Genomic DNA, 15,389 nt, shown 5'->3' on the forward strand with positions numbered 1-15,389 from the left:
CCGCGGCAGGCCCGGACGCGGCGGCCCAGGGCCGGACCTGGAGTATCATTTCGCAGGAGGGCCGCCGGCTTCCGGAAGGAGCCGGCGGGAGAAGCCGCGGCCCGTCGGGGCCCGGCTGGGTCGGCGCCGCCTACTGCATCGCCAGCGGCATCGCCTCGACGGCGACCTCGCCGATCCCGCGGGCGGCGAGGGAGGCGCGCAATGGGCCGGTCAGGCAGGTGCCGGCCGTAAAGGCGCCATGGACGGCCCCGTCATGGTCGGCATCCCGCCGGGCCGGGCCGATCAGCTGGATCACGCGCCGGGCGATGGCGGGCGCCGGATCGATCCAGGTCACCGGCCAGGGCGCCAGCGCTTCGAGGCGCGGCAGCAGCAGCGGGTAGTGGGTGCAGGCGAGGCAGACCACGTCGGTGCGCCGTCCGTCAGCCTCGGCGACGAAGCAGGGCGCGATCTCGGCCGCCAGGGCGGCATCGTCGATCGGTGCGCCGGCCAGTTCGGCCTCGGCGAAGCCCGCGAGGTTCGGCGAGCCGACCAGCGTCACCGCGCAGGATCCGGCATAGGTCGCGATCAGGTCGTGCGTGTAGGAGCGTGCCACCGTGCCGGGCGTGGCCAGCAGCGTGATGAGGCACGAGCGGGTCGCCGCAGCGGCGGGCTTGATCGGCGGCACCACGCCGACGAACGGCGTCGCGAAGCGCTGGCGCAGGGCCGGCAGGACCAGGGTCGAGGCGGTGTTACAGGCGATGACCACCAGGTCCGGCCGGTGCGTCGCGACGAGCTGCTCCATCACCGCGAGCACCCGGGCCACGAGGGTCGCCTCGCCGAGCCGCCCGTACGGGAAGGCGGCATCGTCGCCGGCATAGACGTAGCGGCCGTCCGGCCGGGCGCGGCGCACCGCATCGAGGACCGTCAGGCCGCCCAGGCCGGAATCGAACACCAGGATGGTCGGCTCCGGTGACGGGCGGAACGCCGCGGGGGACAAGCTCGCCCCGGCCATCAGATCGATCCGCATGGAAATTCTGGACTCCGCACTCAGCGCCTCGAATCTCGGTGTCGAGGGTTAAAACCTCCTCACTGCGGCGCAAGAAAGACCCGCGATTTCAAGTTCTCCCCGTTAACCCCCGCGTCCCCGGCGGCGAATGAGGCGAACGACCCGGGCGCAGGCGGAATCACGAGCGGAGGTTGTCTGACCACCGCGGGGACATATCTTCTGCGACCAAGCTGAGCGTCGATAAGACGATCCCAGCAGAGACGCGAATAAGGGAAGATCCGCATGGCAGCCACGGCGGCACTCCGCTCCGGCGACACGCGCGCGCAACCGGCTGCGGCTTTCCCGCCCCCGGCCGTGACCGCCCGGCCGATCGACCGCGCCGCCTGGATCGCCGCATTCCGTTTCGTGCGCAGCGAGACCGAGCGCCGCGCCGCGCCGCTCTCGGCGGAGGACCAGCAGGTCCAGTCGATGGCCGATGCCAGCCCGACCAAGTGGCACCGGGCGCACGTGTCGTGGTTCTTCGAGCAGTTCCTGCTGCGGGAGCACCTGCCGGGCTACGCCATCTTCGACGAGCGCCTGCACTACCTGTTCAACTCGTACTACGTGGCGGCCGGCCCGCGACAGCCGCGCATCCAGCGGGGCATGATCACCCGACCGACCATGGACGAGGTCACGGCCTATCGGGCGCATATCGACCGCGCGGTGGAGTCGCTGCTCGGCCAGGCCTCGGAAAGCGCCCTGGAGGCCGTGCTGCCGATCCTCGAGATCGGGCTGTACCACGAGCAGCAGCATCAGGAGCTTCTGCTCACCGACATTCTGCACGCCTTCGCGCAGAACCCCCTCGGGCCGGTCTACGATGCCGGCTGGCAGTTCCCGGCGGCCTCCGGGCAGACGGGTCAGGCCCCGCTCGCCCGCGGCATCGCCTGGATCGGGCATACCGGAGACGGGTTCTCGTTCGACAACGAATCGCCCCGCCACGAGGCGCTGATCCTGCCCGGCCGGATCGACAGGGCGCTGGTCACCAACCGCGAATGGCTCGCCTTCATGGAGGCGGGGGGCTACGCCAAGCCCGAACTGTGGCTCTCCGACGGCTGGTACGCCGGCCAGGCCGAGGGCTGGGAGGCGCCGGGCTACTGGCGCCGGGACGGTGACGGCTGGGCGACCATGACGCTCGGCGGCGTGCGGCCGGTGGAGCTCGACGCGCCGGTCACCCATCTCAGCTACTACGAAGCCGACGCCTATGCCCGGTGGGCCGGTCGCAGCCTGCCGACCGAGTTCGAGTGGGAGGTGGCGGCGCGGGACGGCGCCCTGCCGGACGCGTTCGGCCTCGTCTGGCAATGGACCCGCAGCGCCTACACCGCCTATCCGGGCTACCGGCCGTTGCCGGGGGCCCTGGGCGAATACAACGGCAAGTTCATGGTCAGCCAGTTCGTGCTGCGCGGCTCGTCGGTGGCGACGCCGGAGGGCCACGCCCGGCTGCCGTACCGCAACTTCTTCTATCCGCATCAGCGTTGGCAGTTCACCGGCCTGCGCCTCACCGACGCCGCCTAGGGCCGTTCCCGATCGCGAACGGCCTCAATCCTCGATTCGAAACGCTCGCCGACGCCGAACCGGTATCCCCGTCGGCCGCGAGCGCTCCAAGCGCCCCGGAGTCGCCCTTGACCGTCAAGCCCAGCTTCCCCGACGCGGCCCCGGTCGCCCTGGACACGCCCGAACTGGCCTTCCTGGCCGATGTGCGGGACGGCCTGTCCCGCCCGCAGAAGGCGCTCGCGCCGAAGTACTTCTACGACACCGCCGGCTCGGACCTGTTCGAGGCGATCACGCGGTTGCCGGAATACTACCCGACCCGCACGGAGGTCGGGATCCTCGACCGCAGCGGCCCCGAGATGGCCGCGCTGCTGCCGGCCAAGGCCGCGCTCGTCGAGTTCGGCAGCGGCTCGACCATCAAGCTGCGCCGCCTGCTGCGCCACCTCGACAAGCTCGCGGCCTACGTGCCGGTGGACGTCTCGGCCGAGTTCCTGCGGGCGCAGGCGGACGTGCTGAGCGGCGACTTCCCGCATCTGCGGGTCGAGCCGGTGGCGGCCGACTTCACCCGCGACTTCGACCTGCCCGCGAGCCTCGCGGGCATGCCCCGGGCCGGCTTCTTCCCGGGCTCGACCATCGGCAACTTCGAGCCCGCCGAGGCCGAGGACCTGCTGCGGCGGTTCGGGCGCATCCTGGGGGGGGGCGCCCACATGATCGTGGGCGTCGACCTCGTGAAGGATACCGCGATCCTGGAGAACGCCTACGCGGATGCAGCAGGCGTAACGGCTGCGTTCAACCTCAACCTCCTGACCCGGATCAACCGGGAGCTCGCCGGCCGCTTCGATCTCGGCGCCTTCTCGCACCGGGCGGTGTTCAACCCGGGGCCCTCACGGATCGAGATGCATCTGGTCTCGCAGCGCGCGCAGGATGTCGGGATCGGCTCCGAGATCTTCGCGTTCGCGGCCGGCGAAACGATCCACACCGAGAGCAGCTACAAGTACACGGTCGAGACCTTCCGAGCCCTGGTGGAGCGGGCCGGCTGGACCTGGATCCAGGTCTGGACCGATTCGGAGGGGCTGTTCTCGGTCCACGCCCTCCGGCAGGATTGAACCCCGGCGCGTCGGGCCGGCACGTGGGGTGAAGGACGGCCGGATGCGTTTCAGCCCGCGCTGGTTCTACCTCGTGGCGCCGGGGCTCGGCGCCCTGGCCGGCCTGCTCTACGGATCGCTGTTCGCGGTCGGCCCGCTGCTGGGCTCGGCGATCCGGGGCGCGATCATCGGGGCACCGATCCTGCTTTACGAGCGCGGGCTGCTGTGGCGGCAGATGCGGGAGCGCGTGCGCCAGCTGGCGACGCCGCTGTTCCTGCTTTCCACCGTGGCGCTCTACATCGCCCTGATCGTGGCCGGCAACGCGGTCGCCAGTACGGTGCTGAACCGCCTGTTCCGCTTCATGTACAGCGAGCGGAACGCGATGCTGATGACCGAATCCGGCCTGCTCTACGGGCTCGCGATCTCGGTCCTCGTGGTGTTCGTGTTCCGGGTGCGCGACCTGATCGGTCCCGGCGTCTTCGCCAACCTGCTGATCGGCCGCTACCACCGGCCGATCAGCGAGGAGCGCATCTTCCTGTTCCTCGATGTCACCGGCTCGACCCGCTTCGCCGACCGCCACGGCGACCGCGCGGCGCAGGCCTATCTGGGGCAGGTGTTCAACGCCCTGGCGCCGCCGGTCTCGCGCTTCCGGGGCTCGATCGACGATTACATCGGCGACATGGCCCTGGTCACCTGGACGATCGAGCGGGGCACGCGCGACGCGGCCTGCCTGCGCTGCGTCTTCGCCTTCGCCGAGCAGCTCGCCGCCGAGGCCGACGCCTGGACGAAGCGGTTCGGGCAGGTCCCGGAATTCCGCGCCGCCCTGCATTGCGGCTCGGTGGTCACCGCAGAGATCGGGCTCGAGCGCCACAAGATCGCGTATTTCGGCGACGTCGTGAACACCACAGCCCGGCTGGAGAGCCTGTCCAAGAGCCTCGGCGTGCATGTGCTGGTCTCGGCCGACCTGCTCGACCGGATCGGCCCGCTGCCGCCCGACCTCATGGCGGAGGATCTCGGCACGCACGCCCTGCGCGGCCGAGAACAGCCGCTGGCCGTGGCGGCGATCCGGAAGCCGGCTTAAGGCATCGTCAGGACCGTCGGCTGCCGGCTCAGATACTCTGCGCGCCGCGCTCGCGCATCGTCGCCTTCCGAAAGCCGGCAGCCACCTCTCGGGGCGATGCTCTAGGCGCCCAGGACCTTCAGCACTTCCTGGGCCGCGCGCTCACCGTCGAGGGTGGCGCCGCCGACCGTCATGGCGCCGCCGCCGGCGAGCGCTTCGCCGGCGAAGAACACCCGCCCGCCGACCGGATCGCGCAAGCGCTCGCGAGCCTCCGCGTGTCCGGGCTCGACGATGGAATACGAGCCGCGGGCGTGCGGGTCGGTCCACCACCCGGCGAGGCGGCCGGCCAGGACGGCGCACTGCGCCTTCGCGCCCAGGATCGCGCCGAGGCGCTCGGTGGCCAGGGCGATCGCGGCCGGTTCGCCCGCGCGGCACAGGTCCCGGGCGAGGTCGCCGCCGAGATTGGCCACCGCGATGGCGCGGCCGAACGGGCCCATCTCGAAATACACCGTCGGGCCGCCGGTGATCACCGACACCGCGTCGCCCAGAGCCGCCGGATCGACCTTCGCAGGGTCGAGCCGCAGGCCGATCTTGGTGTAGGCGCCCATGTGCAGACCATCCAGGGCCGCCGCAGTGCCATCGGGCAGGCCCGGGGTGAACCGGATCGCCCCTTCTCTCAGCACGCCGACCGGCACCGTCACGATTGCCGCCGCCACCGCGAGCGTGCCGCAGGCCGTGTCGATCCGGACGGTCTTGCCGGACCAGTCGATCGCCCGCACCGGACAGCTCAGCCGGACCGGGAGGTCGGCGAAGCGCCGCGCCACGAGGTCGCCGTAGCCATCGACCCAGAGGTCGGTCCCGGACCACAAGCGATCGTAATCCACCGCCGAGACCCGCTCGGGATCCTCGCCGAGCGAGAGCCGGCTCAGGCCGGCCGTCGCACCCTCGGCGTTCGGGCCCCCAGCGCGGGCGGCCTCGGCCAGCGAGGTGTCGCGCCCCTTGGGGGCCAGCAGCGCGTCGAGCCCGGAGAAGCCCGCACGGCGGCTCGCATTCTCCGCGTCGGTCGCCGGCCGGCCGTCGATCATGAGCGTCCGGGCCCAGCCGCTCTCCTGCGCGAAACGCACGCCCGATGCCCTGGCCACGGGGGCCCAGGGGTTGCGCTCGGCCCAGTGGATGTACTCGGCGCCGGCATCGAAGCGGCAATCGGGTCCGAGCGACCGATCGGTGAAAGCCCGGCCGCCGATCCGGTCCCGGGCCTCGACCAGCACCACGTCCTGCCCGGCCGCGCGCAGTGCCGACGCCGCCGCCAGCCCGGCCGCCCCGGCGCCGACGACCGCCACGGAGCCGCCCCGCGTCGCGGCGCGCACGGACGGGGCCGCCAGCACGGCAGCCGCCAGGATCGTTCGTCGGGTCGGACTCATGGCGTCACCGCTGGGGGGCCATTCTGAACCGGATCAGTCCGGCTTCACCCGGGATACCTGTACCGAGATCGCGGACCGGCAAGCGCGGCAGGGCCGCGGCATCTTCCCGAAGGAGGCGAGCCTGCGGCCGGCAAAGGGTGATGCCGTCTGGACGTCCCCGAGCATCATCGCGGAAACGGAGATGCCGCCTTGAATGCCACCGACGCCGCGAGGCCAGGACCGCACGCAGGGCGTCGATCCTGTTGCCCGATCCGAGGCTCTAATGCGCGGCCGGGTTGGCGGACCGCTTCTCCATCATGGTCTTGACCTGCATCAGCTGGTCCCAGACCTGACCGGGCGAGGTGCCGAAGAAGTCGAAGCCGGCATTCACGCCGAGAAAGATCCCGACGCAGATCAGTGGCACCAGCACCCAGGCCAGCACCTCCTCGCCGCGGCGACGCCGCTGGCGGCGCCGGCGCCGCTCCTCGCGCCGGGTCAGCTTCGGGGCAGGCGCAGGATGCGTGACGGGGGATAGAGGCCCCTCGTGCAGATCTTCGGTCATCAAGCGCCTCCTCGCCGCGGCGCGTTCGCGTCGCGGCGGTCATAGACCGGCAGGCCGTGGTCCGGAAGCCTGCCGGCCGGCGTGAGGGCTCTTATGCGCGGACCAGTGGCACCTTCGGCACGGTCCGGACGCCGCCGCCCGAGCCGCCGCTGCCACCACCGCCGCCCTTGTCGTCCTTCGGGGTCTTCTTGCGCGTGGCCGCGCGGGGCTTGGCCCGCTTGTGCCGCTTGGCCGCGTTGGTGACGTCCGCCTCCGGCTTCGGCGTGACCGGGCCTGCCGGGAAGTCGAAGCCGAGGCTGTCCTTGGCGCCGGCCTTGGCCTCCTCGTCCTCCGGCTTGCGCACCACCACCCGGACGGCGCCGCCGTCCTTGAGCTTGCCGAACAACACCTCGTCGGCCAGCGGCGTCTTGATGGTCGCCTGGATCAGACGCGCCATCGGGCGGGCACCCATGGCGTCGTCGTAACCGTGCTCCACCAGCCACGCCCGCGCCTCGTCGGACAGCTCGATCGTCACGTTGCGGTCGGCGAGCTGCGCCTCGAGCTGGAGGACGAACTTGTCCACGACCTTGGCCACGACCTCCTTCGGCAGGTGGCCGAACGAGATGATTGCGTCGAGGCGGTTGCGGAATTCCGGCGCGAACAGCTTGTTGATCGCCTCCACGTCGTCACCCGTGCGCTTCGTCTGGGTGAAGCCGTAGGCCGACTTCGCCAGGTCCGAGGCGCCGGCATTGGTCGTCATGATGATGATGACGTTGCGGAAATCGACCTGCTTGCCGTTGTGGTCGGTCAGCTTGCCGTGGTCCATCACCTGCAACAGGATGTTGAACAGGTCCGGATGGGCCTTCTCGATCTCGTCGAGCAGCAGCACGCAATGCGGGTGCTGGTCGATCCCGTCGGTGAGCAGGCCGCCCTGGTCGAAGCCGACATAGCCGGGGGGCGCGCCGATCAGGCGGCTGACCGTGTGGCGCTCCATGTATTCCGACATGTCGAACCGCAGCATCTCGACGCCGAGCGAGGAAGCGAGCTGCTTGGCGGCCTCGGTCTTGCCGACGCCGGTCGGACCCGCGAACAGGTACGAGCCGATCGGCTTGTCCGGATCGCGCAGGCCCGCCCGGGCGAGCTTGATCGCCGAGGTCAGCGCCTCGATCGCGTTCGGCTGGCCGTAGACCACCCGCTTCAGGTTCTCGGTGAGGTGCTGCAGCACCACCGCGTCGTCCTTCGAGACGGTCTTTGGCGGGATGCGGGCCATCGTGGCGATGGTCGCCTCGATCTCCTTGATGCCGATGGTGCGCTTGCGACGCGCCTCCGGCACCAGCATCTGCGACGCGCCGGTCTCGTCGATCACGTCGATCGCCTTATCGGGCAGCTTGCGGTCGTTGATGTAGCGGGCCGACAGCTCGACCGCCGCCTTCACGGCCTCGGTCGTGTACTTGAGCTTGTGGAACTCCTCGAAGTACGGGCGCAGGCCCTTCACGATCTCGATCGTGTCCGGGATCGACGGCTCGTTGACGTCGATCTTCTGGAACCGCCGCACGAGGGCGCGGTCCTTTTCGAAGTACTGGCGGTACTCCTTGTAGGTGGTCGAGCCGATGCAGCGCAGCGTGCCCGAGGCGAGCGCCGGCTTGAGCAGGTTCGACGCGTCCATGGCGCCGCCCGAGGTCGCACCGGCACCGATCACCGTGTGGATCTCGTCGATGAACATGATCGCGTTCGGGTGCGCCTCGATCTCCTTCATCACCTGCTTGAGGCGCTCCTCGAAGTCGCCCCGGTAGCGGGTGCCGGCCAGCAGCGTGCCCATGTCGAGGGAGAACACGGTCGCGTCGGCCAGGACCTCCGGCACCTCGTGCTGGATGATCTTGCGGGCCAGGCCTTCGGCGATCGCGGTCTTGCCGACGCCGGGGTCGCCCACCAGCAGCGGGTTGTTCTTCTGCCGGCGGCAGAGCACCTGGATCGTGCGCTCGACCTCGGAGTGGCGGCCGATCAGCGGGTCGATCTTGCCGTCCCGGGCCTTCTTGTTGAGGTTCACGCAGTAGGCGTCGAGGGCGTCGCCCTTCTTCTTCGCGCCGCCGCGGGGATCGCCCTCGTCGCTCGGGCGCTCGGGGGCGCCTTCCTCTTCCGCGCCGCGCACGGGCTTGGCCTCGGACGCGCCGGGGCGTTTGGCGATGCCGTGGCTGATGTAGTTGACCGCGTCGTAGCGGGTCATGTCCTGCTCCTGCAGGAAGTAGGCGGCGTGGCTCTCGCGCTCGGCGAAGATCGCCACCAGCACGTTGGCCCCGGTCACCTCCTCACGGCCCGAGGACTGGACGTGGATCACCGCCCGCTGGATCACCCGCTGGAACCCGGCGGTGGGCTTGGCGTCCTGGCGCCCGTCCCCGGTCAGGTTCGAGAGCTCGGTGTCCACGTAATCGACCAGGCTGCGCTTCAGCGTGTCGATCTCGACGTTGCAGGCGCGCATGACCGCGGCCGCGTCCTGGTCGTCGACAAGGGCGAGCAGGAGATGCTCCAGCGTCGCGTATTCGTGCCGTCGCTCGCCGGCGAGCGCCAGGGCTCGGTGGAGGGCTTGTTCTAGGCTGCGTGAGAAGCTTGGCAAAGCTGGCCTCTGTGTGGGTGCCTACCGCGAACGGCGCCTATTTCTTTTCCATAACGCACTGGAGAGGATGTTGGTGTTTGCGCGCGAAGTCCATGACCTGCGTCACCTTGGTCTCCGCCACCTCGTAGGTGAAGACCCCACACTCGCCGACCCCGTTCTGATGCACGTGCATCATGATGTGGTAGGCGTCCTCGTGACTCTTGTTGAAGAAGCGTTCGACGACCAGCACGACGAATTCCATCGGCGTATAATCGTCGTTCAGAAGGAGTACCCGGTACAGGCTTGGCTTCTTGGTCTTCGGCTTGGTGCGGGTGATGATCGCGGTGTTGGACCGGTCGTCGCCGCCCGGGGCGCGCGAACCGGAGGCCGTGATCGCCAAACGCGCCGGCCCGTGAAGCGTCGTCGATATCGCGGTGCCCTGAAGGGGGACCTGTGTCATGTGCGTCGAACCGATCCCTCGATTGGAGCGGGCGTCGCCGGCCCCCAATACCGATCCCGTCATGACCCTGCCGGGAGCGGCGTCCGGGTCGGCGGACATTAATCTACAGACCGTGAAGCGACTTCGCCAGACGCCTGCGCGCACTTGTCCGCCCCGCAAAGCTTGCGCCCGGCGCGACGCCTGCGACCCGCTCATGCCGACCTGCCGAGGTCGGCACGCGGAACGCGCCCGGCAGGCGGGGCCAGGGTCGGCACGCAGCGCCCGGATCGAACCGCGCGAAACCCGATTCCCGACCGGTGAATGCCGGGAGACGCGGGGAGGGCGGGGGATCGTTGCATGGCCGGCCTCCTCGGCGCCGCCGGGCCGGCTCGCCGCGCGCCGACACCGATGACGAAACCGGATCTCACCCAAGAGTGTGGGTCGCATACGCCATCGTCAAGACATGGCCGGACCGGCGCGATTCGGAACGCGAGTGGTTCGCATTAACGGGCCTGTAACTGCACCCGCCTAATTCTCAACCGATGCAGCGGGGCCACGCGATCAACGCAGGCCAGCACCAGAGATACGACCGGCGCATGCCGGTCTCGCGAGGCAATCAGGCGTGATGCGTAGCGTTGTAGGCCGCCCCCGGACGATCCCCGCGCTGCCGGCCGCCTTGGCCGCCGCCGCGGTCCTGACCGCCCTGGCCGCCCCGGCCGAAGCCCGCCGCGGGCGGCACCATCACCATGCGTCAGGGGGCGGCTACAACCCGCCCTACGCCGCCATGGTGGTGGACGTGAAGAGCGGGAAGACGCTGCACGCGGTCAACGAGGACGCGCTGCGCCATCCGGCCTCGATCACCAAGGTCATGACGCTCTACATGCTGTTCGAGCAGATGGAGCGCGGCAAGTTCGCCCTCGATTCCGAGCTGACCATGTCGGCCCACGCCGCCGCCCAGGCGCCCTCGAAGCTCGGCCTGCGCCCCGGCCAGACCATCACGGTCGAGGACGCGATCAAGGCGATCGTCACCAAGTCGGCCAACGACGTGGCCTGCGCGATCGGCGAGAACATCGCCGGCTCCGAGGAGCGCTTCGCCCAGATGATGACCGCCAAGGCGCACGCGCTGGGCATGAGCCGGACCCGCTACGCCAACGCATCCGGCCTGCCGGACCCGGACCAGCTCACCACCGCCCGGGACCTCACCGTCCTGGCCCGCGCCATCCAGGACCGGTTCCCGCACTATTACCGCTACTTCCAGACCCGCGCCTTCGCGTTCCGCGGCCGGGTGATCGGCAACCACAACCACCTGCTCGGCAACGTCCAGGGCGTGGACGGCATCAAGACCGGCTACACCCGCGACTCCGGGTTCAACCTGATGACCGCGGCCAAGTCCGAGGGCCGCCAGATCGTGGCGATCGTGCTCGGCGGCAAGTCGGGCGGCAGCCGCGACCGGATCATGGCCGACCTCGTCCGCGCCAACCTGCCCCGGGCCTATGCCGGCGTCCGCCAGTCGGCGCCGGTCACCGAGGTGGCCGAGCGGGCCCGCCCGGCCGTGGTGGCGGACGCCGTCTCGCGCACCCGCACCCAGGTCGCCTCTGCCGACGACGAGGATGTCGAGACCACCGGCACCACCGGCGAGCCCCTGGACATCATGCCCTCGCGCTCGACCACGACGCCGGGCGGCACCTGGAAGCCCGGTCCGCAGGGCGTGTCGCAGGCCCTCCCGAAAGCCGCGCAGGCCTATGCCGGCGCGAGCGGCGCCCAGGCACCGTTCCCGGGCGCATCCAAGACCGCGGCCCGGATGGCCTCCGCGGAACGCGACGAACCGCCCAAGGCCGTCGCCGGGACCCGCGTCGTCCCCACCGCCTGGGTGATCCAGCTCGGCGCCATGGACGACGAGTCCAAGGCCCGCACGATGCTCTCCGAGGCCCGCGCCAAGGCCGGCGGCAGCCTGTCCAAGGCGGCGCCCTACACGGTCAAGGTCGAGCATGGCGGGACCACGCTGTACCGCGCCCGCTTCTCCGGGTTCGCCGAACAGGATTCCGCGCAGGATGCCTGCTCGGCCCTGAAGCGCAGCGGCTTCAGCTGCTTCGCGACCCGCAGCTGAACGACCTTGAGCATCATCCCGAAAGGTGGATTCCGGCTTTCGGACCAACATGATGCGGAGACAGAGGCCTCGAGCGTCGTCCCGGCCCTGATTTCCGGGACGACGCTCTAGACGATCGACGGCGCGCCCCTCCGGCGCGCCGGCACGGCGGAGCCGCGGCTGTGTTTGCCCGCGGCTGCGAACCAGTCAGCATCTGACAACGCGCGTGGAGTTCAGCGATGTCGGTTCAAAAGCCTGTCCCGGGCCGCGTTGACCCGCGCCGCCCTGTCGGCACTTCCGCCCTGGTCGGGGTGGGTGAGCTTCATCAGAGACCTGTGGGCCGTCCGGACCTGCTCAGCGGTCGCCCCGCGCTGAAGCCCCAGGATCTGGTGCGCCTCCTCCTGCGTCATCGACCCTGGATACGCCGGGCGTCCCGGCCGCGGGTCTCGATCGCGCTCAGCGTCTACACGCCAGCCGGGCGCCCGGCGGTCGAGATACGGCTCTAGCAGCGCCGCGCCCTCGGCATCGCGTGCGCGGCAGACCTGCAGCAGCGCGATCAGGATTTCGGCCGGCAGGGCGTCGAGCCGGGCCCCGGCACCGGGCCCGGCGATCACCCGGCCGTCGCGGATGGAGCCGTCCGGACGCAGGCGGACATCGAGCAGGGACGTGCGGTGCCGGAGCCCGGGGCCGAACCGGGACGTGACGAGGCGGGCGAGGCGCTCGGTCATTGCGGCCTGCCCCTCGATCATCCAGATGCCGCTGAGGCCGAGCAGGGCCGCCAGGATGAGGTTCCCGTGCAGGAGCAGGAACCCGGCCGCCGCGAGCGCGAAGGCGCCGCCGAGCTTCTGCGGCTGGACCGCGCCGGTCACCGCGCCGACGCCCTTGCCGAAGGCACGCCCGAGCCGGCGGCCGAGGCCGTCCCCGTTCTTCGAGAGCCACCAGAGCGTGGCGCAGGCCAGTAGGACCGCAAACAGCACCATCGCGAACCGCCGCCGTTATCGCCGCGCGCCGAATTCGGCGCCGACGCGGCCACCGATCCGCACCGTGGTGCCGTCACCCAGATCGTAGAACCCGCGCGGGGCCGTCGTCGGGGCGTGGGCCGGAACGTCGCAGCCGGGCGGCGGCGGCAGGCGGACACCCTCCGGCAGGTCCTCCGGACAGAGGCGGGACCGCACCCGCGTCTCGGCAGCCTGCGCGATGCCGGCGGAGACCAGGACGAGCAGCACGAGGCCGGGCAGCCGCCTCACCGGCGGTTCTCCGCGACATCCGCGGTGGTGATGCGGACCTCCCGGATCCGGCCGCCGCGCACGACCTTCAGGTTGATGGCCGCGCCGAGGCCGGCCTCCTCGATCGCCGCGGTGAGGTCGGCCAGCCGGCGGATCGGCCGGTCCTCGGCCGCCACGATCACGTCGCCGAGATCGCCGGATTGCGGGTCGACGCCGCGCAGGCCGGCCTGGGACGCGGGCGACCCGGGCAGCACCCGCAGCACCACCACGCCGTCGATCCCCAGCCGGGCGGCGGCGGCCTCCTGGGCGGCGATGATGCCGATGCCGGGGTTGCGCACCCGCCCCACCCGGATCAGCTCCGGGACGACCCGGTTGACCACGTCCACCGGGATCGCGAACCCGATGCCGGCGCTGGCCCCCGAGGGCGAGACGATGGCGGTGTTGACCCCGATCAGCCGGCCGGCGGAATCGAGCAGGGGGCCGCCGGAATTGCCGGGGTTGATCGCCGCGTCGGTCTGGATGACGCCGGATAGCTCACGCCCGGCGCTGGTCGGCATCCGCCGGCGCACGGCGCTGATCACGCCGGTGGTCAGGGTGTGGTCGAGGCCGAACGGGTTGCCGATCGCGAAGGTCGACTGGCCGACCTTCAGGTCCGCCGAGGTCCCGATCGCCAGGGGCGGCGGCATCTTGGCCACCCGCCCGAGCCGCAGGACCGCGAGGTCGTAGGACGGCGCCAGCCCCACCAGGGTCGCGGAGACCACCTCTCCGTCGCTCATCCGCACCGAAACCGAGCCGCCGGATTGCGCCGCGTTCTGCACGACATGCGTATTGGTGACGACGTGGCCGGCCCCGTCCCAGACGAAGCCGGTGCCGGTCTGCGTGCCGCCCTGCTCGCCACCCTCGTCGTCCGCGTCGAGCAGGTCGCGCCCGGTCGCGGCGCTCCGCGCGAAGACGTGAACGACCGAGGGGCTCGCCCGCTCGAACAGCGCGATCGTGGCGGATTCGGACTGGGCCAGATCGCCGCGTGCGGTCACCGCCCGCGGCGTCTCGGCCGCGTAGAGCAGCGCCTGCACGTAGGGTTGGGCGACGTAGAGCGCCAGCAGGACCAGGACCGCGGCGAGCACGATGCGCACGGTACGATCCGGCACGGGGGCGGTCTCCAGGTCAGGACGAGGCAGCGAAGGGGCGGCGGCGGGGCAGCGGCGCAGGACGCGCGGGGAAAGCCTTAAGTGCGCGTTCAGGATCGGGGCGTCAACACAGGGGAAGCACGGTCTCCGCCGGGGCCCTGACGTGTTCTGGCGCACCTCGGAGACTGGCGCGCATTGGCTAACGGAATGGTCATCAATCGGTGGCCACAATTCTCGCAAGTTCACGGCGGATCAGGCATGGCCGGTTTGGGCATGGAACAAGGCACCGCACCTTATCCTACGTAGTAGGACTAGATACTGGTGCCTGAAATGCCCAAATTGATCGCAAAGCTGCCGCAGAGATGCTTGCATTGACGCTCAGCCTCTCGGATCCCGCGGCACACCGGCTCGACCGGGCGGCGGGGATCTGAACGGTCCAAAACGGTTCGGAAGGACAAGTCATCATGGAAACCGAAGCTCTCGAACGCCCGGCCGATCTCACGATCTGGCGCACGGCCCCGGCGAGCGCCCCGCTGGCCCAGCCCGAGCGGTACGGCACCCTGCGCGAGGCGATCGCCGCCGCCGCGGGCGCCCTGACCGATCCGGCCAAGCAGCCCTGGATCATCACCGAGGAGGGCGAGATCCTCTCCCCGAACTGGATCCGCACCTATCTGAACTGACCGGTTCCAGCGGATTCGAAGTGGCTTTGCGCGAAGAGGATCGACCTGCTGGGGTCCTCGCAGCGCAGAGCCCCGCCGATCGATCGGCGGGGCCGTGACGAATTGCCGACCGGTCGTGCCGTGCCCGCCGGATGACGGCGAGGCGGTCGATCAATCCTGCCAAGGTCACGTCGCCCGTGCGCCAGCTCCGTTCGTATGCTGGACGAACGGAGCCTGAAGCTGCACTTCAGGCCAGCCTCTTCTCAAGAGTGCGAGCCGCGTCCGCGACCGCCGTTGCTTTCGACACCCTGCGGTTCGTCCGCACGCTCCGCGACAAGGCCAAAATGTCCTCGGAGCAGGCCAAAGGTCTGGCCGACGCCATCGCCGAGGCGATCCAGAACGATCTGGCGACCAAGACCGACATCGCCGCGGTCCGGACGGATATCGAGGCGCTGCGGCTCTCGACCAAGTCCGAGATCGAGGTGCTGCAGCTAGCCAACAAGGCCGACCTCGCCGAGACGAAGGCCGAGATCGTCACATGGATGCTCGGCGCGATCGGGTTCCAGGCGCTAGTGATCGTCGGCGGCAGCGTGGCCCTGGCACGGGGCCTGCACTGAGCGAACCTGGGCGCGGCTCAGGAACAGCGGGGATATCGGGGATCGCA

The 15,389-nt window shown here is 70.5% G+C and carries 14 protein-coding genes; 6 read left to right on the plus strand and 8 right to left on the minus strand.

What is annotated here, in order from left to right; translation table 11 throughout:
• Window positions 1-130: 130 nt before the first annotated feature.
• On the minus strand, window positions 131-1,006 hold the full coding sequence (gene murI / locus ACYQPG_RS12905; protein ID WP_461231094.1) for a glutamate racemase: 876 nt from the start codon (window positions 1,004-1,006) through the stop codon (window positions 131-133).
• A gap of 261 nt (window positions 1,007-1,267) precedes the next feature.
• Between murI and egtB the strand changes: the two genes are divergently transcribed.
• From egtB to ACYQPG_RS12920, 3 genes are all read left to right on the plus strand, one after another.
• A complete protein-coding gene (gene egtB, locus ACYQPG_RS12910; protein WP_461231095.1) occupies window positions 1,268-2,536 on the plus strand; it encodes an ergothioneine biosynthesis protein EgtB in 1,269 nt (422 codons plus the stop codon).
• Window positions 2,537-2,643: 107 nt separating this feature from the next.
• Window positions 2,644-3,618 carry an L-histidine N(alpha)-methyltransferase gene (egtD, locus tag ACYQPG_RS12915; RefSeq protein WP_461231096.1) on the plus strand — a complete coding sequence of 325 codons (975 nt, stop codon included), beginning with the start codon at window positions 2,644-2,646 and terminating at the stop codon, window positions 3,616-3,618.
• A gap of 43 nt (window positions 3,619-3,661) precedes the next feature.
• On the plus strand, window positions 3,662-4,678 hold the full coding sequence (locus tag ACYQPG_RS12920) for an adenylate/guanylate cyclase domain-containing protein (RefSeq protein WP_461231097.1): 1,017 nt from the start codon (window positions 3,662-3,664) through the stop codon (window positions 4,676-4,678).
• Between the two features lie 101 nt (window positions 4,679-4,779).
• Here ACYQPG_RS12920 and ACYQPG_RS12925 read toward each other — a convergent pair whose 3' ends face one another.
• The 4 genes from ACYQPG_RS12925 to clpS form a co-directional block, all read right to left on the minus strand.
• Window positions 4,780-6,078, minus strand: a complete 1,299-nt coding sequence (locus ACYQPG_RS12925) for a flavin monoamine oxidase family protein (protein WP_461231098.1) — start codon at window positions 6,076-6,078, stop codon at window positions 4,780-4,782.
• Between the two features lie 259 nt (window positions 6,079-6,337).
• The gene (locus ACYQPG_RS12930) at window positions 6,338-6,619 is read right to left on the minus strand and encodes a hypothetical protein (protein ID WP_147909963.1); all 282 of its coding nucleotides are present in this window, start codon (window positions 6,617-6,619) and stop codon (window positions 6,338-6,340) included.
• A gap of 91 nt (window positions 6,620-6,710) precedes the next feature.
• Window positions 6,711-9,209, minus strand: coding sequence for an ATP-dependent Clp protease ATP-binding subunit ClpA (gene clpA / locus ACYQPG_RS12935; protein WP_147909962.1), 2,499 nt, complete (start codon window positions 9,207-9,209; stop codon window positions 6,711-6,713).
• 37 nt (window positions 9,210-9,246) lie between these two features.
• Window positions 9,247-9,648, minus strand: coding sequence for an ATP-dependent Clp protease adapter ClpS (gene clpS / locus ACYQPG_RS12940; RefSeq protein ID WP_187193701.1), 402 nt, complete (start codon window positions 9,646-9,648; stop codon window positions 9,247-9,249).
• Window positions 9,649-10,252: 604 nt separating this feature from the next.
• Here clpS and ACYQPG_RS12945 point away from each other — a divergent pair.
• Entirely contained in the window at window positions 10,253-11,734 is a 1,482-nt protein-coding gene (locus tag ACYQPG_RS12945; RefSeq protein ID WP_419829573.1) for an SPOR domain-containing protein, read from the plus strand.
• A gap of 212 nt (window positions 11,735-11,946) precedes the next feature.
• On the opposite strand, the gene ACYQPG_RS12950 is transcribed toward ACYQPG_RS12945, so the two are convergent.
• Genes ACYQPG_RS12950 through ACYQPG_RS12960 form a run of 3 tightly spaced genes read right to left on the minus strand, consistent with a single transcriptional unit; the run spans window position 11,947 to window position 14,087 of the window.
• Window positions 11,947-12,693 (minus strand): J domain-containing protein, encoded by a 747-nt coding sequence (locus ACYQPG_RS12950; protein ID WP_419829574.1) that lies wholly within the window; start codon window positions 12,691-12,693, stop codon window positions 11,947-11,949.
• 15 nt (window positions 12,694-12,708) lie between these two features.
• Window positions 12,709-12,960: a hypothetical protein gene (locus ACYQPG_RS12955; RefSeq protein WP_147909959.1), complete on the minus strand. Its 252-nt coding sequence runs from the start codon at window positions 12,958-12,960 to the stop codon at window positions 12,709-12,711.
• The gene (locus ACYQPG_RS12960) at window positions 12,957-14,087 is read right to left on the minus strand and encodes a S1C family serine protease (RefSeq protein ID WP_419829575.1); all 1,131 of its coding nucleotides are present in this window, start codon (window positions 14,085-14,087) and stop codon (window positions 12,957-12,959) included. Before ACYQPG_RS12960 ends, ACYQPG_RS12955 begins: the two co-directional genes overlap by 4 nt.
• Before the next feature lie 443 nt (window positions 14,088-14,530).
• Between ACYQPG_RS12960 and ACYQPG_RS12965 the strand changes: the two genes are divergently transcribed.
• Together ACYQPG_RS12965 and ACYQPG_RS12970 are read left to right on the plus strand one after the other, a co-directional pair.
• A complete protein-coding gene (locus ACYQPG_RS12965; RefSeq protein ID WP_147909957.1) occupies window positions 14,531-14,746 on the plus strand; it encodes a hypothetical protein in 216 nt (71 codons plus the stop codon).
• A gap of 323 nt (window positions 14,747-15,069) precedes the next feature.
• Window positions 15,070-15,342 (plus strand): DUF1640 domain-containing protein, encoded by a 273-nt coding sequence (locus ACYQPG_RS12970; RefSeq protein ID WP_461231099.1) that lies wholly within the window; start codon window positions 15,070-15,072, stop codon window positions 15,340-15,342.
• The last annotated feature ends 47 nt before the right edge of the window (window positions 15,343-15,389 follow it).

The sequence above is a fragment of the Methylobacterium sp. CM6246 genome, assembly GCF_054818005.1.